This is a genomic window from Streptomyces sp. NPDC056373 (assembly GCF_042262425.1).
In the GTDB taxonomy this organism is placed as follows: Bacteria; Actinomycetota; Actinomycetes; order Streptomycetales; family Streptomycetaceae; genus Streptomyces.
This window is the reverse complement of record NZ_JBHJPX010000005.1, coordinates 132,239-152,029: the sequence shown is the minus strand read 5'-3', so window position 1 is coordinate 152,029 and position 19,791 is coordinate 132,239. Positions and strand designations below refer to the sequence as shown.

The window sequence follows — 19,791 nt, the reverse complement described above, 5'->3', positions numbered from 1 at the left end:
CCCCGCGCGGTGGGCCTACGGCACGACCACGATCTTCCGGCCGACCCCCGCCGCGAACTGTTCCAGTGCCTGCGGGTACCGCTCCAGCGGGATGCGGTCGCTGATGAAGACGTCCGGGTCGAGCACACCGCCCGCGAAGAGTTCCGCCGCCCGCTCGAAGCTGTGCAGCACCGCCATCGAGCCGGTGATGGTGATCTCCTGGTTGTAGATGCGGTACGGGTCGATCGTCACGCGGGTCGCGTAGTCGGCCACGCCGAACTGCAGGAACGTGCCCGCCTTGGCCACCCGGTCCAGGCCGTCCTGGATCGCCGCCGCGTTGCCCGTGGCGTCGACGACCAGGTCCCAGCCCTGCGGGCGGTCCAGTTCGTCGGGGGTCGCCGCCGACGCCGAGACACCGAGGCGGCGGGCCGTCTCCAGCCGGGCCGGGTTCACGTCGACGACGTCCACGCTCGCCGCGCCCGTCCGCTTGGCGAGCTCCACCATCATCAGGCCCATGGTGCCGGAGCCGTAGACCAGGACGTGCGCTCCGAGGCGGGAGCGGAGCACGTCGTAGCCGCGGACCGCGCAGGACAGCGGCTCCACGAGCGCGGCGTCCTCGGTGCGGACGTGCTCGGGGAGCTTCACGCAGTTCGCCACCGGGGCGACCGCGTACTGCGCCGCCCCTCCTGCTGTCGTCACGCCGATCGCCGCCCAGCGTTCGCACAGGTTGTTGTGGCCGGTGCGGCAGTAGCGGCACTCGTAGCAGTAGAGGGACGGGTCGACTGCGACCCGGTCGCCCACCGCCACCTCCGTGACCTGCCTGCCGACCCCGACGACCTCACCGGCGAACTCGTGCCCGGGCACGATCGGGAGCTTCGGGGCGAACTCGCCCTGGAGGATGTGCAGGTCCGTTCCGCACAGCCCGCAGGCGGCGACCTGGACGACGACCTCGCGCGGCCCTGGCGTCGGGTCGGGGACCTCGGCGACGACGGCCTTGCCCACGGACTCGATGACGGCGGCCTTCATTTCACGGCTCCCAACGACAGGCCCTGGACCAGCTTGTCCTGGGCGGCGAACCCCGCGGCGAGCACCGGCAGGGAGATGACGAGCGACGCGGCGCACACCTTCGCCAGGAACAGGCCCTGGCTGGTGATGAAGCCGGTCAGGAAGACGGGGGCGGTCTCGGCGACCACACCCGTGAGCACCCGGGCGAACAGCAGCTCGTTCCAGCTGAAGATGAAGCAGATCAGGGCGGTGGCGGCGATACCGGGGAGGGAGATCGGGGCGACCACGCGCGCGAGGATCGTGGGAAGCCGGGCTCCGTCCACCTTCGCCGCCTCGATCACCGCTACCGGGATCTCGGCGAGGAAGGACTGCATCATCCACACCGCGATCGGCAGGTTCATGGAGGTGTAGAGGATGACCAGCAGCCAGATGTTGTCGAGCATCCCGGCGTTCTTGGCGAACAGGTAGATCGGCAGCAGGCCCGCCACGACCGGCAGCATCTTGGTGGACAGGAAGAAGAACAGCACGTCCGTCCACTTGCGGACCCGGTTGACGGACAGCGCGTACGCCGCCGGGAACGCCAGCAGCAGGACCAGCAGCGTCGAGGCCACGGACGCGACCGCGGAGTTGACGAGGGCCGGCCAGGGGCTCGCGCCGCCGCCCGCGCCGAAGAACTCGCGGTAGCCGTCCAGGGTGAGGGAGGCGGCGAAGGATGGCGGGTTGGTCGCGGCGTCGGACTCCGAGTGGAACGACGTCAGCGCCATCCAGGCGATGGGCAGGAAGAACACGATCCCGGCCAGCCAGGCCAGCAGGCCCATGCTGTTGCGGCGTACGACGCTCATGCGCGGGACACCTCCTCGCGGAACAGGGACGACACCACGCGCAGGGCGAAGGTCGCGATGACGATCGAGCCGATGACCACCAGGACGCCCGCGGCCGAGGCGAGGCCGTTCTCGTGGGCCTGGTAGAAGCTCTGGTAGACGGTGTAGGGGAGGTTGGCGGTGCCGAGGCCGCCGGACGTGATCGTGAAGACCGCGTCGAAGTTCTGGACGATGTAGATCGAGCCCAGCAGGGCGCCCAGTTCGAGGTAGCGGCGCAGGTGCGGCAGCGTCAGGTGGACGAAGATCTGCCAGTCGCTCGCGCCGTCGACCCGGGCCGCCTCGATCTGCTCGTGGTCGCGGCTCTGCAGTCCGGCGAGCAGGATCAGCATCATGAACGGCGTCCACTGCCAGACGAGGGACGCCTCGACCGCGAGCAGCGGGGTGTTCGAGATCCAGTCGGGCTGTGGGCCGCCCACATAGTGCAACAACCCGTTGAGCAGGCCGTATTCAGGGTTGTAGAGCACATGTTTCCAGAGCAGGGCCGCTGCCACGGGGACCACCAGGAACGGTGCGATCAGCAGGGTGCGGACGACGCCCCGGCCGCGGAACCTCCGGTCCAGCAGCAGCGCCAGGACGAGTCCCAGCATCAGGCTGGCCAGCACCACGGCCACCGTCAGCAGGACGGTCGTCCACACCGAGTGGCGCAGGTCCGGGTCGGTGAGGACCTCCTGGTAGTTGTCGAGGCCGGTGAAGTGCCGGGCGTCGGGATAGAGGGCGTTCCAGTCGAAGAAGGAGATCACCAGCGTGGCCACGAAGGGCAGCTGGGTGACGACGATCATGAAGATCAGGGCGGGCAGCAGGGGGGCTCTGGTCGCCCAGGCGCGCAGCCGGGCGGAGGGCCGGCGGACCGGGGTGCGGAGCTCGGGGGAGGCCGCGGGGGCCGTTGTCGTGGCGGTCATCGTCCCTCGTACTCCTCGGAGATCTTCTCGGCGAGCGCCTGGGACTTCCTCAGGGCCGACTCGACGGACTGGCGTCCGGCGATGGCCGCGCTGATCTCCTGGGAGACCTTGGTGCCGAGGTCGGTGAACTCGGGGATGCCGACGAACTGGATCCCGGGCGCGGGCCGCGGCTGGACGCCGGGATCGGTCGGCCGCGCCTTCTCGATGGCCTCCTTGGTCATCTCCTGGAAGGCCCCGGCCTCCTTGCGGTAGTCGGCGTTGGCGTACGTCGACGCCCGCTTGCCGGCGGGGACGTTCGACCAGCCGGCCGTGTCGCCCACCAGCTCCTCGTAGCCCTTGCCGGAGGCCCAGGAGACGAACTTCCAGGCGTCGTCCGGGTTGCGGGAGGCCTTCTGGATGCCCCAGGCCCAGGTATAGAGCCAGCCGGAGGACCCGGTCTTCTCGACGGGGGCGGGGACGTAGCCGATCTTGCCCTTGACCGGGGACTTCGCCGCCTCCAGGGAGCCGGCCGCGGAGGTGGCGTCGTACCACATGGCGACCTTGCCCTGGGTCATGTTGTTGAGGCACTCGGCGAAGCCGGACTGGGCGGCGCCGGACTCGCCGTGCGCGCGCACCAGGTCGACATAGAACTTCGTCGCCTTTTTGAAGGCCGGGGAGTCGAGCCGAGCTTTCCAGTCCTTGTCGAACCAGGTGCCGCCGAAGGTGTTGACGACCGTGGTGAGGGGGGCCATCACCTCGCCCCAGCCGGGCAGGCCGCGCAGGCAGATGCCCTTCATGCCGGGCTCGGCGCCGTCGGCCCGGGCCGCCAGGTCCGCCACCTGCCGCCAGGTGGGGTGGGCGGGCATCGTCAGGCCCTTCTTGTCGAACACGTCCTTGCGGTACATCAGGAACGACGACTCGCCGTAGAAGGGCTGGCCGTAGAGCTTGCCGTCGTCCGCGGTGAGGGACTGGCGCATCGGCTTCAGGACGTCCTGCTCGTCATAGGCCGGGTCCTTGGCGACGTAGCCGTTCATCTGCTGCAGCCAGCCGTTGCGGGCGTAGATCGGTATCTCGTAGTTGGACAGGGTGGCGACGTCGTACTGGCCGGCCTGGTTGGCGAAGTCCTGGCTGATCTTGTCGCGGACGTCGTTCTCGGGCAGGACCGTGAAGTTGACCTTGATGCCCGTCTCCTTGGTGAAGTGGGCGCGGGTCAGCTTCTGCAGCTCGACCATCTGCGGGTTGTTGACCATCAGGACGTTGATGGCGTCGCCGCCGGATCCTGCCCCGCCCGCGCCGACCCAGCAGCCGGAGAGCAGCGGGGCGAGCAGCGTCCCTGCGGCGGCCAGGGCGAGCGGGGCTCGCGGTGGCCGTCGTCGGCTCTGGGTTCGCATGGATCGCTCCTGGATGTATGGGGAGATAAGGGGCAGCACGGGGCGTGGCTGCGCCCGATGGGGGATGGGGGTGGGGTGTCAGACCCGGATGACCTGAGGCCCGAGCAGTGAGTAGCGGTGCGCTTCGGCGGCCGGCAGCAGCGTGCTCGTCACGATCGTCTCCAGCGCGCCGACCTCGGCGAACCGGCAGAAGCTGACCGCTCCGAACTTGGTGTGCACGCCCGCGAAGACCACGCGCCGGGCGGCCCGGATCGCCTGGGTCTTGACCTCGCTGACGGCCGGATCGGGGGTGGTGAGGCCGTGTTCGCGGGAGATGCCGTTGGCGCCGATGAACGCCAGGTCGACGACGAAGCCGGCCAGCATCTTCGTCGTCCAGTGGTCGACGGTGGCGAGGGTGCCGCGCCGCACCCGGCCGCCGAGCAGCAGCACGGAGATGTGCTCGGCCTCGGCGAGGGCGCCCGCGACCGGCAGGGACGCGGTGACCACGGTCAGCGGCCGGTCCCGGGGGAGTGCCTCGGCGATGAGCTGCGGGGTGTAGCCCTCGTCGACGAAGACGGTCTCGGCGTCGCCGAGCAGCTCGGCCGCGGCGGCCGCGACCCGGCGCTTCTCGGGGACGTGGCTCGTGGCGCGGAAGGCGAGCGTGGTCTCGAAGCCGGCGCTCTCCACGGGGTAGGCGCCGCCATGGGTGCGGCGGAGCAGGCCGTGGTCCTCCAGGACGCGCAGGTCCCTTCGTACGGTTTCCTTGGCGACACCTAGCTCGGTGGCGAGGGCGGTGACGTCGACGGAGCCGTCGCGCCGTGCGGCCAGCACGATCTCGCGCTGGCGTTCTTCCGCGGTCCTGTTCATGGCCGTCACCCGCCTTCCTGCTGTGCTGCCCGTTCGGGCCCTCGGTCGGGCCTTGGGGGAAGTTCTACAGGGGGCGTTCCGCGGTGGCCAGGTCTGTTGCGGGCGGGATCCTGCCCGGATGTGCCCGTTCGGTCGTGCGGGTGTGCGGGGCGGCGAGGGGTGTCCGTGGCCGTCTGCGGGTGGGTTGTGGCTGGTCGCGCAGTTCCCCGCGCCTCTGAGGACGTTTCCCCGCCGTCTGCGGCTCGTGCCCGAATGCCCGAGCGGGCGGGCCCGTTCTCTGCCCGCCCGCCCTGATTCGGAGTCTGTCCGGTCAGTACGGCCAGATCGGCGGGTCCGTCACGAACTGGCCGCCCAGGTAGGCGTGCGCCTCGTTGCCGTCCTGCAGTTCGCCCTGTTCGGCGATGAGCTTCTCGGCGTAGGGCTCGGAGTCGTCCTGCGGGTCGTAGCCGAGTGCCCGGGCGCTGGTGAGGTCCCACCACAGGCGGGTGTTGGCGGAGGAGCCGTGGACGACGGTGTGGCCGACGTGCTCGGCGGTCAGGGCCGCGTGGAAGAGGCGGGCGCCGTCGGCGGGGCTCATCCACACCGAGAGCATGCGCACGCTGGTCGGTTCGGGGAAGCAGGAGCCGATCCGTACCGAGACGGTCTCCAGGCCGTGTTTGTCCCAGTAGAGCTGCGCCAGGTCCTCGCCGAAGCACTTGGACAGGCCGTAGAAGGTGTCCGGGCGGCGCGGGGTGTCGACCGGGATCAGGGGGTCGTCGCCCTGGGGCCGCGGGGTATAGCCGACGGCGTGGTTGGAGGAGGCGAAGACGATCCGGCCGACGCCCTCCTCGCGGGCGGCCTCGTACAGCTGGTAGGTGCCCTCGATGTTCGCCTTGAGGATCTTCTCGAAGGGGGCTTCCAGGGAGATGCCCGCGAGGTGGATGATCGCGTCGACGCCCCGGACCGCCTCGCGTACGGCGTCCCGGTCGGCGAGGTCGGCGGTGATCGCGTCGGGCTCGCCCTCGATCGGGCGCAGGTCGAGCAGGCGCAGGTCGTAGCCGTGGGCCGGGAGCAGGTCCCGCATCAGGGTGCCGAGGCCGCCGGCGGCGCCGGTGAGCAGGACGGTGCGGGGAGCGGGCATCCTCGGGTCTCCTTGATCGCCGACCGTGCTTCGCCGAGTGCTGACCGCCGAGCGTATTGACCGCCGACGTGCACATGAGCGCACGGCATTCATATGCGTGGACACGCTAAGGATCCGGGGCGGAGCCCGTCAAGTATGCCGCGGAGGGGGTGAATCCGCAGGTGCGTCGCGGGTGTGCGCGCTTGACCGGCACCACGGCGGCACCTTAGCGTGGAGCCGTTCAGAAATGTAGACGTCAATTATGAATATGGAACCGGGAGAGCTTGTGACGCCAGCCCCTCTCGCCGCTCGACTCGACATCCCCAGCGGGCCGCTGTTCTTCCCGGTCACCGCCTACCACCCCGACGGCTCCGTGGACCTCGACACCTTCCGCACCCACGTCCGGCGCGGGGTGGAGGCCGGAGCCGCCGCCGTGTTCGCCTGCTGCGGCACCGGCGAGTTCCACGCCCTGACGCCCGAGGAGTTCGAGGCCTGCGTACGGGCCGCCGTCGAGGCCGTCGACGGGCGGGTGCCGGTCGTCGCCGGCGCCGGCTACGGCACCGCGCTCGCCGTGCGCTATGCCCGCCTCGCCGAGGCCGCCGGTGCGGACGGTCTGCTCGCCATGCCGCCGTACCTCGTCGTCGCCGGGCAGGAGGGACTGCTGCGGCACTACCGCGAGGTGGCCGCCGCGACCGCCCTGCCGGTCATCGTCTACCAGCGCGACAACGCCGTGTTCACCCCCGAGACGGTCGTCGCACTCGCCCGCACGGACGGGATCATCGGCCTGAAGGACGGGCTCGGCGACCTCGACCTCATGCAGCGCGTCATCAGCGCCGTCCGCTCCGAGGTCCCGGGTGACTTCCTCTACTTCAACGGTCTGCCGACCGCCGAGCAGACCCAGCTCGCCTACCGCGCCCTCGGTGTCACGCTCTACTCGTCCGCCGTGTTCTGCTTCGCGCCGGAGATCGCCCTCGCCTTCCACCAGGCCCTCAGGACCGGCGACGACGCCGTGGTGGAGAAACTGCTGGACGGCTTCTACCGCCCGTTCGTCGAACTGCGCGCCCAGGGCCGCGGCTACGCGGTCGCGCTGGTCAAGGCCGGTGTACGGCTGCGCGGCCTCGACGTGGGGGAGGTACGGCCACCGCTGCACGAGCCGGTCGAGGATCATGTGAAGCAGCTCGCCGAAGTGATCGAGCGGGGCCGCGCGCTGCTGGAGGAGGCCAAGTGAAGGCGTCGACATTCGTCTACCCCTGGGACGTCAACGGCGACCCGGAGGCACCCGCCCGGATCGCCGCGCTCGGCGTGGCGCAGGTCACGCTCGCCGCGGCCTACCACTCCACCCGCGCCCTCACGCCCCGCCACCCGCGCCACCGCATCATCACCGCCGAGCACGCCGCCGTGCTCTACCCGGCGGACGACCGCTGGGCCGGGCGGGAGCTGCGCCCCTACGCGGCCGGTGCATGGGCCCCGGGGGACGCCTTCGGCGAGGCCGCCACCGCCCTCGCCGGGGCTGGTCTCGAGGTGCACACCTGGGTCGTCCTCGCGCACAACTCCCGCCTGGGCGCCGAGCACCCCGGCACCTCGGTCGTCAACGCCTACGGCGACCGCTATCCCTGGGCGCCGTGCATCGCGCAGCCCGCTACACGCGCGTACCTCGTCGACCTGGCGGCCGAGGCGGCCGTGCGGCCCGGGGCGAGCGGCACCGAGCTGGAGTCCCTCGGCTGGTACGGCCTGGAGCATCTGCACGCCCACGACAAGACCGGCGGCGTCGGTCTCGGGGAGGCCGGGCAGTACCTGATGGCGCTGTGCTTCTGCCCGTCCTGCCGCGAGGGCTACGGCCGGCACGGCCTGGATGCCGACGAGCTGGCTGCCGCCGTACGGACCGCGCTGGAGCCGGTCTGGCAGGGGGCACCCTCGGACGGAGGCTGGGCGGGCATCGAGAAGCTCCTCGGCGAGACCCTCGCGAACACCACGCGCGCGTACCGCGACGAAACCGCCCGCACCCTCCAGGAGCAGGCTGTCGCGGCGGTCCGGGCTGCCGCTCCCGACGGCTTCCAGGTGCTGCTGCACGCGGACCCCGTGTCGTACCACGTCGGCGCCAACCCCGGGGTCGACCCCGCGCACATCCTGTCCGTGGCGGACGGCGTGGTCGTGCCGTGCGCGGGCGGCACCGGCACGCTGACGCCCTTCGCGCGCCAGGACCGCGAGGGCGCCGTCGTCGCCGCCAACTTCCCCGTCGTCTCGGGGATGGGCGGCAGCCCCGGCACCCTCGCCGCCGACGCCGCCGAGGCACGCCGCCGGGGCGCCACCGAACTGCGGCTGTACCACGCCGGGCTGGCGTCCGACGACGACCTTGCGGCCACAGCGCGGGCGCTGCGCACCGTGGAGGGGTGAGGCGCCGGCCTTCGCAACGGCTCCCCTCCCGGCAGGGCGCGTACCCGGCGCCACCGGGCTTTCTCGTACGGGACGCCGGGCGCGGCGGTCAGGAGGTCGCGCACGGTCGTCTCGTCCCGCACGCTTCCGGCGAACCACGGCACGGCACGGAGTGACCGCCGACCGTCAACGTCCCTCCATATGAGGCGAGTTCACCGGCGATCAGGCGTGACAGGGTTGCTTTTCCTGATCGATCGAGGCCGGCCGGCGCCATGGCGCTACCCTCCGCGACCCGAAACGGCACGTCGCCGAGCAGGGTCCGTCCGGCAGGCAGTACTCGATATGTGAAACTTCCAGATGCCCCGTGGGCAGGCATTCTCCTTTCTTTCCCCTCTCGCGGCCACTTCAATCGGGCCACTGTTCGCGCCGTCCGTTTTTGGTCACGGCCGGTGGGAGAATCGGACATTCCGCCGCGACGATATTCACTGCCACAGACGTGGAATCCGGTCGTCGTCTAAGTTCCTTCACGCCGGGGTCTGGTTCTGACCCGGCGTCCAGTGACATTCGTGCCACGAGAAATGGGGAACCCATGGAGAAGACGCGGAAGGTCGAAAGCGCCAAGAATGCCGAGCTGACCCCGAAGCCGGCGCAGGAGCAGGACCGGGTGAGCGCGCGGGAGAGCATCGAGCTGCGCATCACCGACCTGAGCAGCCCGGCGATGGTGGCGGGTCTCGCCCGCCGCTGCTGATCTCACCACCGACCACCCGCCGCGGGGAGAGCCCCTCCCCGCGGCGGGTGCGCGGAGGTTGTCGGTACTCGGTTCAACTATTCGAGGAGCGTCGCGCGTGGCACCCATTTCGCCCACACCCCTGCGTGTGCTGGACGGCTCCGCCGTCACCGCGCTGGAGGACCTCGACGGGCCGGTGGTCATCCGCGGCCTCCAGGACGAATGGCCGGCGCGGGAACTCTGGACCGTGGAGCATTTCCGCGGCCGGTACGGCGGACTCCGGGTCCCGGTGCGTGAATACCCGGCGGGCTCTGAGTATGAATATATGATTTCCGACGGCGGGCTCGCCGAATTCCTGGAATATTGGGAGAAGAGCCCGGCGGACGGCTCCCTCGCCCGGGACCGGCGGTATCTGGCCGAATGGAATTTCGTCCGGGACTGCCCCGAACTCCTCGACGACTTCAGCATTCCCGCCCTCTTCTCCGAGGACTGGATCGACCGGCTCCCGGAACAGGTCCGCTTCGGAAGAATGTGGATCTTCTTCGGTGAGCCCGGATGCTCGACCGGACTGCACTGCGACACGTTCTCCACCAGTGCCTGGCTGGCCGTCCTCGACGGCAGCAAGGAGCTGCGACTGGTGACCCCCGAGGCGGGCAGGGCGCTGCGGGCCGACGACAGCCTGTGGTCCGAGCGCACCCACGACGAGGTGCTCCGGAAATCCTCCGACCCCTTGTACGAGGTGACCCTGCGCGCCGGTGACACCCTCTACATCCCCGGCGACTGGTACCACGAGGTCCGCAACCCCGAACGCAACCTCATGCTCACCGCCAACTTCGTCGAGGAGCGCAGACTCCTCTCGTTCCTCGCGCAGTTCGAGACCCGTCTCACCGAGCCGCTCTCGATCCTCCGTGAGGTCCGCAACGCCCGGGTCCGCACAGTGGCCGGCGGCGCCGGGCGGCACGACGAACTCGCGCGGCCGGAGTTCCGCGCCCGTCAGCTGGACTGGGTGCGCGACATGACCGCCGAACTGCGCGAGTACGAGCGGGCCCTGCTGGACCGGGACGCCACGGACACCGGTGCGACGGAGGCACCGAGCGGTGACCGCTGAACCCGACGCGTGCGTCACGGCGTTCGACTCCATGCCGGGCACGCTGGACCAGCCCGGCTGGTGCGACCACAGCGGGCTGCAACTCGCCGCCCTGACCACGCGTCCGCTCGTCGCCCCCGGGGCCCGCGGGCCCGAGCCGACGGGCGCCAGTTCGTTCGACAGCTCCGCCGACGGCCGCCGGCACGACTTCGCGCTCCGCCCCGGCGCACACTGGGCCGACGGGAGCCCGGTGACGGCCGACGACTACGCACGGGCCCTGGACCGCGCGGCCGCCTCGGCCACCGTCACCGGCTACTGGCTGCGCCACGTCGAACAGGTCAGCAGCCGGGGAGACCGTCTGCGCGTGCGGCTCGGAGAACCCGACCACGGCTTCCCCCTGCTGACCTCCCTCCCGGCACTCGCCCCCTACCGAACGCGTACCGACGGCGTCGGCCGGTACCGGATCGTGCGCACCGCACCGCGCACGATCGTCCTCGACCGGACCCCGCACACCCCCGGCGGTCCTCCCCGGGTGGTGCTGCGCCGGGTCAAGAGTCCTGAACGCAACCTCGAGGGATTCACGGCCGGGCGCCTCGACGTCACCTCCGACACCGCCTTCCCGCTGCACCGGGTCGGCGAGTTCGCCGGGCACCCGTCCCTGCGGGTGCGCCGGACGGGCATCGTCGTGGCGCTGTGCTTCGAGGGCGAACTGCTGCGCCCGGAGGCCGAGCAGGACCGCCACACCATCCGCGACGCACTCGCCGCCCCCGGCACCGGAGCCCTGCTGCCCGCCCCGCTGCTCCCGCAGCACCGCTTCCTGCCCGTACGGGACTTCGACCAGGCCTTCCGCGACGCCGCGCGGAACACGGCCCCCGCCCCCGCGCACGCGCCGAGGATCCCGGCCCGCGCCCACTACCGGCTCGCCTACGACACCTACTACCCGAACCGCGAACTCGCCCGCGCCGCAGCGCGGATGCTCGCGGCCGCAGGCATCCGGGCCGACCTCGTGCCCGACCGTTACGAGAACCGTTCCCGCACCGCCGACCTGCGGCTCAACCTCTTCCGGGGCCTGCGCTCCGACCCGCTCGGGGTGTACCGGGGCCTGGTCTTCCTGGAGGCGCTGCGCACCCATGACGCCCTCGAGTCCTACCTGAAGGTGCTGCGGGCCTACGACAGCGCCCCGCAGACGCCCGCATCCCTGGACGCGACCGCGGCGGAACTCGACGGCATCCTCGCGCGCCACAGTCTCTGCGTCCCTCTCGCCGAAGTCCCCGGCATCTTCCTCGCCCGGCAGCCGAAGGCACCCTGGGAGTGGTCATGACGAACCCGCCCGTGACCGACGGGCCGGCGACCGCCGGACCCGGCCGACAGGCGGCCCCCGCACCGCAGGACACCGAGCCGCAGGCGCTGCTCCTGCGGTTCCCCGCCGGTGTCATGCTGCGCGCGGGCACGACCCTCGCCACCGGCGACACCGGGGAGCTCCTGGTGATCGGCGAGAGGGGCTTCAGCGTCGAAGGAGCGGACCGCGCGCTGCGCGAGTGGGCCGGGCACCTCACCGAAGGGCTGCGCTGGCCCGCCTCCGGCGCGGTGCTCACCCCCGGGCAGGAAACACTGCTGGCGGCGTTCGCCGCCCGTGACCTGCTCGTGCCCCTCCCGCGTACCGACACGACCGACGCGCACACCAAGCAGCGCCACTGGCTCGCGCACACCGGCAGGGACCCCGACGCGGCGCAGGAACGCATCGGCCGGCACCAGGCCGTCGTCGTGGGCTGCGGCGGCACCGGGGCGATCGTCGCCACCCACCTGTGCGCCATGGGAGTGCGCAGGCTGCTGCTGGTCGATCACGACGTGGTCGAAGTGACCAACTTCAACCGGCAGTTCACCTACCGGCAGGCCGACCTCGGCCGGCCCAAGACGGAGGCCCTGCGGGACTTCCTGCTGGAACGTCACCCGGAGGCACGCATCACCACCGCCGCGGTCTTCGCCGACGAGGACACGATCCCCGGCCTCGCCCCTTCCGGCCCCGGCGAGTGGACCCTGTTCTGCTGTGCCGACCGGCCGGTCGGCACCCTGGCCGCACTCCTGGCCGCGTCCGCCCGCGACCGGGGCGGTTGCGTGCTCTTCGCGGCGGCGGGGCTCGACGAGGCCGCCGTGGGACCGCTGCTGAGGCCGGACGACATCACCGCCCACCGGGCCTTCGCCCAGGAGATGGAAGCCGTGGCCGCCGTGGCCCGCAGCGCGATCGCCGATCCGGTCATGAGCGCCTCGATCGCCCCCGTGAACACCGTGACCGCGGCCTGGATGGCCGGTGAGTGGCTGAACGGCGTGATCCTGGAACGCCCCACGCGCTCCCTGAACGCCCGGTTCGTCATGGACCTGGGGAACTCGTCGACGTATGAGGAGAGAACGTGGCGTTGAACAGCTCCCCGGCCGTGCGGGCCCTGACCCTGGAGGTCCGCCACCGGCGGGAGGACGGCCCGCTGTCCCGACGGGCGTGGCAGCTGCGTGAGGTCTTCGGAGTGGAGACCGCCGAGGAGACGGTGACCCTCCAGCCGGTCACCGTCACCCCCCGGGGCATCACCCTGATCACCGGCTTCAGCGGCACCGGCAAGTCCAGCCTGCTGCGCGAACTGTGCCGCCGCACCGACGTGCGCACCGTCGGGGACCTGCCGCCGATCGGTCCCACGGACCGCGTCGTCGACCTCTTCGACAGCGACGTCGAGGAGACCGTCTCCTGGCTCGGCAGGTTCGGCCTCGGCGAACCCCGGCTGATGATGTCCCGGCCCGAACACCTCTCCGACGGACAGCACCACCGGCTCACCCTGGCCCGCCTCGCCCACGGCGGACGGGGCCTCGTCGCGGTCGACGAGTTCTGCTCCAACCTCGACCGCACCACGGCCAAGGTCATCGCCCACAACTTCCAGCGGGCCTGCCGCTCCCTGGGCATCGCCGCCGTCGTCGCCACCGCCCACGAGGATCTGCACGACTTCCTCTGCCCGGACGACCACGTCCGCCTCGACTTCGACGGCACGGTCGGCAGGACCACCGGCGCCCACCGGCCCGGCGAGCGCGTCGAGCAGTGGATCGAGGAGGAGTTCACCGAGAGCGCGGGGGAGCGTGCCGACTACGAACAGCTGGCCGGCTACCACTACCGCGCCGAGGACGAGCGGTGGATCGACTGGGAGAACCTGGTCACCGAGGTGCGCACCGTCCGCGTCCGCGGACTGCTCGTCGCCGTCAAGGTGTTCTGCCGCCCCTTCCCCCGCGAGTTCGAGGCGCTGCCCACACTGCGCCGGATCAACGAGTCCGTCCTGTGCCAGGAGCGCGTCATCGTGCACCCCGCCTTCCGCGGGCTCTCCCTGAACGGGCACATGTGGCCGGGCACGGAACCCGGCTCCGTACCGCGACAGCGCATCCTCTTCGCGCAGTCGGCGCTGGGCCGGCTCTTCCCCTTCCACCTGCGCGCCGGTTACCGGAGGGTCGGGCACCCCTCGGAGACACCGGCCCAGGAGCAGCTCGACCTCGCCGAGGCGCTGCGCCGACACGATCCCGGTATCAACCCGAACTCCACTAAGGCCATCGCCGCCCTGCTGCGCGCCGCACCGGCCGACGCGCTGTCGGAGATCCGGGCCACGGCCGGCGCCGCCTTCGACCTCGCGACCCGGCGGCAGATCGTCTTCCTGGCGGACCTGGCCGGCGCCGAGGTGCGGCAGGAGGACCTCGCGTTCGTGAGCCGGGCCTCCGCCGAAGCGGCGCGTACGGCGGATCCGGACTCCCTGGCAGTGATGGTGGAAACGGCAACCCCCTACCGGATGGCGGGCTTCGTCCGCGCATGGTCCCCCGAGCACGGATGGCGCGTGGCAGCACATGGCAGCGATGATCACACCGGCACCCTCGCCGTCGCACACCACTGACCCGGGCGGCGCCGGTGCCCCCGGCACCCACCCGGACCTGGTGGCCCTGGGCGAGCGGCTGAGGGAGACGCAGGACACGGCCGGGGTCCGGGTCGACCTCTTCGCCGAACGGGTGCGCGGCACCGAGTGTTTCGTCCCCGACAGCGCGACCGTCACCGGGGAGCCCTACGAGCAGGCCGGCTTCGCCGTGCGGGTCCGGCATCGGGAAGCCGAGGGGTACGTCGGCCTCAACAGCCTGTCCGGCGAAGCGTTCCGGCTCGGCCTGCGTGCCGCCGCCGACCGGGCCGGAGCCACGGGGTTCGGCACCGACGACCTGGCGGCCGCCGTGCTGCGGGCCGCCGGCCGTCTGGAGTCGCAAGGTTCCGGGCCGGCCGGCGCGCCGTCGGCGGAGCTGCTGCGTGCCGCCCGATCGGCGGCCGTGCGCGCCGCCCCCGGCACCGACTCGGTGTCCGTCTCCTACTCCGGGGCCGACCGGGCGTTCCTCCGGCTCGGGCCCGGCCTCGCCCATCTGGAGACGGCGCAGCGACGGCACCTGGTGTCCTGCCGTGCCGTCATCGACGGCGCGGGCGGCCCGGTGGTCGGATACCGCAAGGCCGGCGTCCGCGACCTCGGCGCCTGGGAGTCCGGTCTGGACATCGTCCGGGTCGGGCGGAACGCGGGCCGCGCCGCCGCCGCCAAGAGGACGGCCCGGCCGGTCGCCGAGCGGAACGTCACGCTCGTCATCGCCGCCGGAGCCAGCGGCGTACTCGTCCACGAGCTCCTCGGTCACCCGCTGGAGGGCGACGTCGCCGCCCACCGGCTGGCCGGGGTGGCCTGGCGCGAGGGCGACCGGATCGGCCCGGCCGGGCTGCACGTGGCCGACGACCCGGCAGGCGGCGGCTGGGGCGGGTTCGACCACGACGACGAAGGCACCCCCGCCCGCCTGCAACAGCTGGTCCGGGACGGCACGGTGACGGCTCTGCTCGACGCCGTCGGACGACAGCGACGGCAGTCGTTCCGGCACCCCCCGTCGACCCGGATGAGCAATGTGTACGTCGAGCCGGGGCCGGACGACCCGGCCGCGCTGACGGCGTCCGTCCGCCACGGCTTCCACGTCGCCCGGCTGGGCGGCGGACGGGTGCACCCGGACGGCACGTTCGCGTTCGGCGCGGTGGACGTCCGCCGTATCCGGCGCGGCGCGCTCGCGGAGCCGGTGTCCGATGCCGTCGTCACCGGTGAAGTGGTGGCCGTTCTCAGCGGCATCCGCGGTCTCGGCGACGACTTCGCCATGGGGAGCCCGGCCACCTGCGTCAAGTACGGCCAGGAGGTCCCCGTGGGAGACGGCGGACCCACGCTGCTCGTGACCGGCGTCGACATCGAGCCCGCCGACACCGCGTCCTGAAACCGGCGGCTCCGGACGCCCACCACCCACTCGCCGCACGACCCAGTCGAGGAGACGACCAAGCACATGACCACCTCGGACACAGCCCTCGTGGGCAACGGGGTCCTCGCCCTTTCCACCGCCCTCGAACTGACGCGCAGGGACCCCTCCCTCTCGGTCACCGTCATCGGCCCGCGCGAGCGGGAGGGCGCGGCCACCGCGGCATCCGGCGCGATGCTCAACTGCTTCGCCGAGATCACCAAGTACACGCTGGCCTCCGACGCCTCGCGTGCCAAGTTCGAGATGTGCCGGGACTCGCTGGCCCTCTGGCCCGACTGGCTCGACCTGGTCTGCGAGGCGTCGGGGCACGACCGGCCGCACACCGTTTCCGGCACGGTCGTCATCGAGAACGCGGTGTCCGGTGTCCTGGACTCGGAGAACTTCGACGCGATGCTGGACGCGGCCGCCAAGTACGGCGAGACGCACGAACTCATCGGCCCGCGCGGGATCGCGGGCCTGGACCCCACCCCGACCGCCCGGCCCCTGCGGGCCCTGTATCTCCCCGCGGAGGGCGCGGTCGACAGCGGCGCGGTGTACGAGGCGCTCCGGGCGGCCCTCGTCGCGCGGGGGGTACGGTTCGTCGACCAGCCCGTCGGCGCGCTCACCCGTGAGGGCGACCGGGTGACCGGCGCGAGCCTCGCGGACGGTTCACATGTCTCGGCCGGCACGATCGTGGTGGCCGCCGGTGCCTTCACCACCCCGCTCCTCGACACCGTGCTGGGCCCGCACGACGTACAGCCCGTGTTCTCCGGCACCGGCATCGCCACCGTGACCCACAGGCCGGGCGCCGAACAGTTCGGCCATGTCGTGCGCACCGTCAACCGCGCCGGTTCCTGCGGGCTGCACGCCGTTCCCTTCCCGGGCGGACGTGACTACGTCGGTGCGACCAACGTGGTCTTCGCGACCCCGCGCACCCGTCCCTCGGCCGGTCTCAGCCACTTCCTCCTGCAGTGCGCCATCGACCAGTTGAACAACGACTTCGCCTTCGCACAGATCGACGAGTGGCGTGTGGGCAACCGCCCCGTCACCCTCGACACCTTCCCCCTGCTCGGGCCGGGCCCCCTGGACGGGCTGCACATCGCGACGGGCACCTACCGGGACGGATTCCACAACAGCCCGCTGATCGCCCGGATCATGGCCGACGGCATACTCGGCGCCACCTCGCCCTACGACCACCCCTTCCATCCCGGACGCCGCCCCGTCAGCGTGCTCACGGCGGCCGAGAGCGCGGGAGAGACGGCGTACCAGGGAGCGTGCACCGGGTTCGAGGCCTCCCTCGTCCTGCCCCGGCTGTGGCGGCACGACGCGGTGCCCGCGCTGTTCGCCTCCGGCGCCGTGCACATGTACGAAGATCTCGGCTCGTCCCACGGCTTGTCTCCCGATATCGTTCCGTTCCTGGTCGCGGGCGCCTTCAGCGAGGACGGCCCGGACCGGGACGCGTATCTGCGGGTCAAGTCGCTGCTCGCCGATCGGGGGGCCTCATCGGGACTGGAGACGGTGCGTTGACGACGGATTCGGGCGAGCTCGCGCGGGACACCACCAGCGAACCGGGCGACGCCGCCTCGTCCCTGCGGGTGGCGAAGAGCGTGTCCCGCCCCTTCTACCTGTACGCGGTGCTCGCCAACTCCCTCTTCCAACGGGGGGTGTTCGTCCTCTACCTGGGCCATCAGGGGTTCTCCGCCGCCCAGATCGCCGGGCTCCAGACCCTCCTGTACATCGTCAGTGCCCTGGCCGAGGTCCCGACCGGGTTCATCGCGGACCGGGTGGGCCGCAGGGCGAGCATCGTCATCGGGCAGGCGCTGATCGGCGCTTGTCTGCTCGGCCAGGTGACGCTCTCGGGGTATGCCGCGTTCGTCGTGCTGTTCGCGCTCCAGGGCATCGGGATGGCCTGCGTCTCCGGCGCGGAGACCGCCCTGCTCTACGACCTCCTCAGGCGTCGCGGGGCCGAGACGCACTACGTGAAGGTCAAGTCCCGGTACGCGACGTTCGGCGCCACCACCATGGCCCTGGCCATCGCGCTGGGGGGCAGCCTGCAGCGGATCTCCTGGGAGCTCGTCTACCTGGCCTCGGCGTGCGCACTGCTGCTCGCGGCGGCGGTGCTGCTGACCCGGGTCCCGGAGATCCGCGGACAGGACGCCGCCGCACTGGACGAATCCGCGGAGGCGGCGGACGAGGAGGGGGGAGGGGCCTCCTCCGGCCCCGCCGCCTCGACCGAACGGGCGGGCGCCTCCCTCGGCAAGGCGGCCGTGGTCCGGCACCTCACCCCCCGGCTGGCCTCGCTGGTCGTGGTGTCCGCCCTGATGCACGCCACGATGACCCCGTACTTCATCTTCACCCAGGAGACGCTCAGCCATCAGGGCACCGCCACCACACTGGTCAGTGTGGTGATGGCGGCCGGCTACCTGATCGGCGGCTTCGCCCCGCTGCTGGCGGACCGCGCGGACCGGCGGCTGGGCGTGCACGTGCTCGTCCCGCTGACCCTGCTGGTGCTCGTCGCGGCGCTCGGATTCACCGGCCTCGGCCTGGCCTGGCTCACGGTCGGTGTGTTCCTGCTCGCCGTCGGTGTCCCGGACATCACCGCGGTGGTCGTGGACAACGTCTTCAACGAGGGCGTCCCGTCCCGTTACCGGGCGAGTCTGCTGTCCATCATCACGTTCGTGGAGTCCCTGCTGATCGGCTGCGGGTACCTGGTCCTGGGGTGGCTGGTCGACCGGGCCGGGCCGAGCCACGGCATCGCCTGGTACGCGCTCGTCCCCGTACTGGCTCTCGCACTGAGTGTCCCGGCGCTGCGGAAGGGGACGTGGGTCAAGGGCGAGAGGACGGGCTGACCCCGGCCGCGCGCGGCCCCGCGCCGACGACGGGCGGCAGCAGCAGGGCCGCCGTCACGAGCAGGACCACGCCCAGGGCCGCCAGCACCAGCCGGTGGCTCACCAGCTCCACCAGGGCCGCTCCGGCGGCCAGCCCGACCACGTTCGGCGCGTACACCGCGGTGCCGGCGGTGGCCGTGACCCGGCCCAGCAGCACACCGGGCGTCTCGCGCTGCACGGACGTCAGCGCGGCGACCAGCACCGCGGGCAGTCCCGTGCCGATCGCCGCGCTGCACACCAGGGCCACCGGGTCGGACGGCACCGCCCTGAGCGCCACCGCGAGAGCCAGCAGGACGATGCCCAACGCCGCGAAGCGCCTCGCCCCCAGCCGGCGCAGGGCGGGGCCGCAGAGCAGACCGGCCGCGACCGAACCGGCTCCCTGCACGGCGTACAGCACGCCCGTGTAGGCGGGGGAGTGCCCGAGGTCGTCGACGACGGCGTACACCATCGCCCCGTTCAGGCCGGCGCACAGCATCGTGGCCCCGCCCGCCAGGACCAGCGGGCGCAGCACGGGGTGCGCCCACAGGTACCGGGCGCCCTCGACGGTCCGCTGCCGGCCGCTGCCGGTGGGCGGCGCGGGCCTCTCCTCCCGCACCCGCAGCAACGCGTACAGCGCCGCGGCCAGCACGAACGTCGCCGCGTCCAGGAGGGCGACGCTCGCGCCGCCGTACGCCGCGTAGAGGCCCGCGCCCGCCAGCGGGGCCAGGAGCTTCATGCCCTCGGTGGCGGTCATGCGCAGACCGTTGAAGTCGCCCAGCAGGGACGGCTCGACCGCCGTCGCCACGAGCGCCGACTCGGCCGCGTCGTGGACGACGCCCGCCGCGCCGTACACCGTCAGCACCGCGTACAGCAGCCACAGGCCGCCCGGGCCGTCGACGCTCACGAGGGTGAGCAGCGAAGCGGCCAGCAGCAGGTTCACGCTCAGCAGCAGCGGTTTGCGGCGGCCCCGGTCGGCGAGGGTGCCCAGCAGCGGGCCGGCCAGGGTCGGCAGCCACATGGCGAGCATGCACAGTGCGGCCAGGCCGTCCGAGCCGGTCAGGTCCTTGACCCACACCCCCGACGCCAGCCAGAGGGCCGAGGTGCCGAAGCCGGAGACCACCACACCGGAGAGGTAGAGCCCGGCGTCGCGGTCACGCAGGACGCGCACGAGGGGCCAGGTCGTCTTGGTCGTCATGCCTGGCCATCGTGCGGCTAAGGACCGGCGGAGCGGATCGGGCAGGTGCCCTAGGTGTATTGATCACGAGCGTTGTTGACACCGGCGGGTCTTGAACATGGCGAAGACCTCCGATGTGGTGGAGCTGTCTAGGAACACACCGCACGGAGG

General features: G+C 71.9%; 17 protein-coding genes and 1 pseudogene. 10 read left to right on the top strand and 8 right to left on the bottom strand.

Going from position 1 to position 19,791, the window contains the following annotated elements:
- Positions 1–15: 15 nt before the first annotated feature.
- The 6 genes from ACFCXS_RS12155 to ACFCXS_RS12130 form a co-directional block, all read right to left on the bottom strand.
- A complete protein-coding gene (locus ACFCXS_RS12155) occupies positions 16–1,005 on the bottom strand; it encodes a zinc-dependent alcohol dehydrogenase family protein (protein ID WP_376643162.1) in 990 nt (329 codons plus the stop codon).
- The gene (locus ACFCXS_RS12150) at positions 1,002–1,826 is read right to left on the bottom strand and encodes a carbohydrate ABC transporter permease (RefSeq protein ID WP_376643161.1); all 825 of its coding nucleotides are present in this window, start codon (positions 1,824–1,826) and stop codon (positions 1,002–1,004) included. The genes ACFCXS_RS12155 and ACFCXS_RS12150 overlap by 4 nt, the downstream gene beginning before the upstream one ends.
- The gene (locus ACFCXS_RS12145) at positions 1,823–2,764 is read right to left on the bottom strand and encodes a carbohydrate ABC transporter permease (protein WP_376643160.1); all 942 of its coding nucleotides are present in this window, start codon (positions 2,762–2,764) and stop codon (positions 1,823–1,825) included. Before ACFCXS_RS12145 ends, ACFCXS_RS12150 begins: the two co-directional genes overlap by 4 nt.
- The gene (locus ACFCXS_RS12140; protein ID WP_376643159.1) at positions 2,761–4,134 is read right to left on the bottom strand and encodes an ABC transporter substrate-binding protein; all 1,374 of its coding nucleotides are present in this window, start codon (positions 4,132–4,134) and stop codon (positions 2,761–2,763) included. The genes ACFCXS_RS12145 and ACFCXS_RS12140 overlap by 4 nt, the downstream gene beginning before the upstream one ends.
- Positions 4,135–4,212: 78 nt before the next feature.
- Positions 4,213–4,980: a DeoR/GlpR family DNA-binding transcription regulator gene (locus ACFCXS_RS12135; protein ID WP_376643158.1), complete on the bottom strand. Its 768-nt coding sequence runs from the start codon at positions 4,978–4,980 to the stop codon at positions 4,213–4,215.
- 310 nt (positions 4,981–5,290) lie between these two features.
- Positions 5,291–6,100: an NAD-dependent epimerase/dehydratase family protein gene (locus tag ACFCXS_RS12130; protein WP_376643157.1), complete on the bottom strand. Its 810-nt coding sequence runs from the start codon at positions 6,098–6,100 to the stop codon at positions 5,291–5,293.
- 265 nt (positions 6,101–6,365) lie between these two features.
- On the opposite strand from ACFCXS_RS12130, the gene ACFCXS_RS12125 reads away from it, so the two are divergent.
- Positions 6,366–7,307 carry a 5-dehydro-4-deoxyglucarate dehydratase gene (locus ACFCXS_RS12125; protein ID WP_376643156.1) on the top strand — a complete coding sequence of 314 codons (942 nt, stop codon included), beginning with the start codon at positions 6,366–6,368 and terminating at the stop codon, positions 7,305–7,307.
- Entirely contained in the window at positions 7,304–8,473 is a 1,170-nt protein-coding gene (locus tag ACFCXS_RS12120) for a hypothetical protein (RefSeq protein ID WP_376643155.1), read from the top strand. Before ACFCXS_RS12125 ends, ACFCXS_RS12120 begins: the two co-directional genes overlap by 4 nt.
- Before the next feature lie 11 nt (positions 8,474–8,484).
- Here ACFCXS_RS12120 and ACFCXS_RS12115 read toward each other — a convergent pair.
- Positions 8,485–8,824, bottom strand: a pseudogene (locus ACFCXS_RS12115) (ABC transporter ATP-binding protein); the annotation flags it as partial.
- A gap of 217 nt (positions 8,825–9,041) precedes the next feature.
- Between ACFCXS_RS12115 and ACFCXS_RS12110 the strand changes: the two are divergent.
- From ACFCXS_RS12110 to ACFCXS_RS12075, 8 genes are all read left to right on the top strand, one after another.
- Positions 9,042–9,200, top strand: coding sequence for a hypothetical protein (locus ACFCXS_RS12110; RefSeq protein WP_376643154.1), 159 nt, complete (start codon positions 9,042–9,044; stop codon positions 9,198–9,200).
- A 97-nt stretch (positions 9,201–9,297) separates the two neighbouring features.
- Positions 9,298–10,287 (top strand): cupin-like domain-containing protein, encoded by a 990-nt coding sequence (locus ACFCXS_RS12105; protein WP_376643153.1) that lies wholly within the window; start codon positions 9,298–9,300, stop codon positions 10,285–10,287.
- Complete coding sequence (locus tag ACFCXS_RS12100) at positions 10,277–11,587, top strand: ABC transporter substrate-binding protein (RefSeq protein WP_376643152.1); 1,311 nt, start codon at positions 10,277–10,279, stop codon at positions 11,585–11,587. The genes ACFCXS_RS12105 and ACFCXS_RS12100 overlap by 11 nt, the downstream gene beginning before the upstream one ends.
- Positions 11,584–12,684, top strand: coding sequence for a ThiF family adenylyltransferase (locus ACFCXS_RS12095; RefSeq protein WP_376643151.1), 1,101 nt, complete (start codon positions 11,584–11,586; stop codon positions 12,682–12,684). Before ACFCXS_RS12100 ends, ACFCXS_RS12095 begins: the two co-directional genes overlap by 4 nt.
- Positions 12,675–14,180 carry a hypothetical protein gene (locus tag ACFCXS_RS12090; protein ID WP_376643150.1) on the top strand — a complete coding sequence of 502 codons (1,506 nt, stop codon included), beginning with the start codon at positions 12,675–12,677 and terminating at the stop codon, positions 14,178–14,180. The genes ACFCXS_RS12095 and ACFCXS_RS12090 overlap by 10 nt, the downstream gene beginning before the upstream one ends.
- Positions 14,134–15,561 carry a TldD/PmbA family protein gene (locus ACFCXS_RS12085; RefSeq protein ID WP_376643149.1) on the top strand — a complete coding sequence of 476 codons (1,428 nt, stop codon included), beginning with the start codon at positions 14,134–14,136 and terminating at the stop codon, positions 15,559–15,561. The genes ACFCXS_RS12090 and ACFCXS_RS12085 overlap by 47 nt, the downstream gene beginning before the upstream one ends.
- Before the next feature lie 66 nt (positions 15,562–15,627).
- On the top strand, positions 15,628–17,106 hold the full coding sequence (locus ACFCXS_RS12080; protein WP_376643148.1) for an NAD(P)/FAD-dependent oxidoreductase: 1,479 nt from the start codon (positions 15,628–15,630) through the stop codon (positions 17,104–17,106).
- Complete coding sequence (locus ACFCXS_RS12075; protein WP_376643147.1) at positions 17,103–18,428, top strand: MFS transporter; 1,326 nt, start codon at positions 17,103–17,105, stop codon at positions 18,426–18,428. The genes ACFCXS_RS12080 and ACFCXS_RS12075 overlap by 4 nt, the downstream gene beginning before the upstream one ends.
- Here ACFCXS_RS12075 and ACFCXS_RS12070 read toward each other — a convergent pair.
- Positions 18,406–19,641 (bottom strand): MFS transporter, encoded by a 1,236-nt coding sequence (locus ACFCXS_RS12070; RefSeq protein WP_376643146.1) that lies wholly within the window; start codon positions 19,639–19,641, stop codon positions 18,406–18,408. The two genes, ACFCXS_RS12075 and ACFCXS_RS12070, sit on opposite strands and share 23 nt — an antisense overlap.
- Positions 19,642–19,791 lie beyond the last annotated feature (150 nt).

Bases quoted from the DNA above. Each gene is read 5' to 3' on its own strand.
- ACFCXS_RS12085 (WP_376643149.1), top strand. From the start codon at position 14,134: ATGGCAGCGATGATCACACCGGCACCCTCGCCGTCGCACACCACTGAC.
- ACFCXS_RS12130 (WP_376643157.1), bottom strand. From the start codon at position 6,100: ATGCCCGCTCCCCGCACCGTCCTGCTCACCGGCGCCGCCGGCGGCCTC.
- ACFCXS_RS12070 (WP_376643146.1), bottom strand. From the start codon at position 19,641: ATGACGACCAAGACGACCTGGCCCCTCGTGCGCGTCCTGCGTGACCGC.
- ACFCXS_RS12140 (WP_376643159.1), bottom strand. From the start codon at position 4,134: ATGCGAACCCAGAGCCGACGACGGCCACCGCGAGCCCCGCTCGCCCTG.
- ACFCXS_RS12155 (WP_376643162.1), bottom strand. From the start codon at position 1,005: ATGAAGGCCGCCGTCATCGAGTCCGTGGGCAAGGCCGTCGTCGCCGAG.
- ACFCXS_RS12095 (WP_376643151.1), top strand. From the start codon at position 11,584: ATGACGAACCCGCCCGTGACCGACGGGCCGGCGACCGCCGGACCCGGC.
- ACFCXS_RS12110 (WP_376643154.1), top strand. From the start codon at position 9,042: ATGGAGAAGACGCGGAAGGTCGAAAGCGCCAAGAATGCCGAGCTGACC.
- ACFCXS_RS12135 (WP_376643158.1), bottom strand. From the start codon at position 4,980: ATGAACAGGACCGCGGAAGAACGCCAGCGCGAGATCGTGCTGGCCGCA.
- ACFCXS_RS12080 (WP_376643148.1), top strand. From the start codon at position 15,628: ATGACCACCTCGGACACAGCCCTCGTGGGCAACGGGGTCCTCGCCCTT.
- ACFCXS_RS12150 (WP_376643161.1), bottom strand. From the start codon at position 1,826: ATGAGCGTCGTACGCCGCAACAGCATGGGCCTGCTGGCCTGGCTGGCC.
- ACFCXS_RS12145 (WP_376643160.1), bottom strand. From the start codon at position 2,764: ATGACCGCCACGACAACGGCCCCCGCGGCCTCCCCCGAGCTCCGCACC.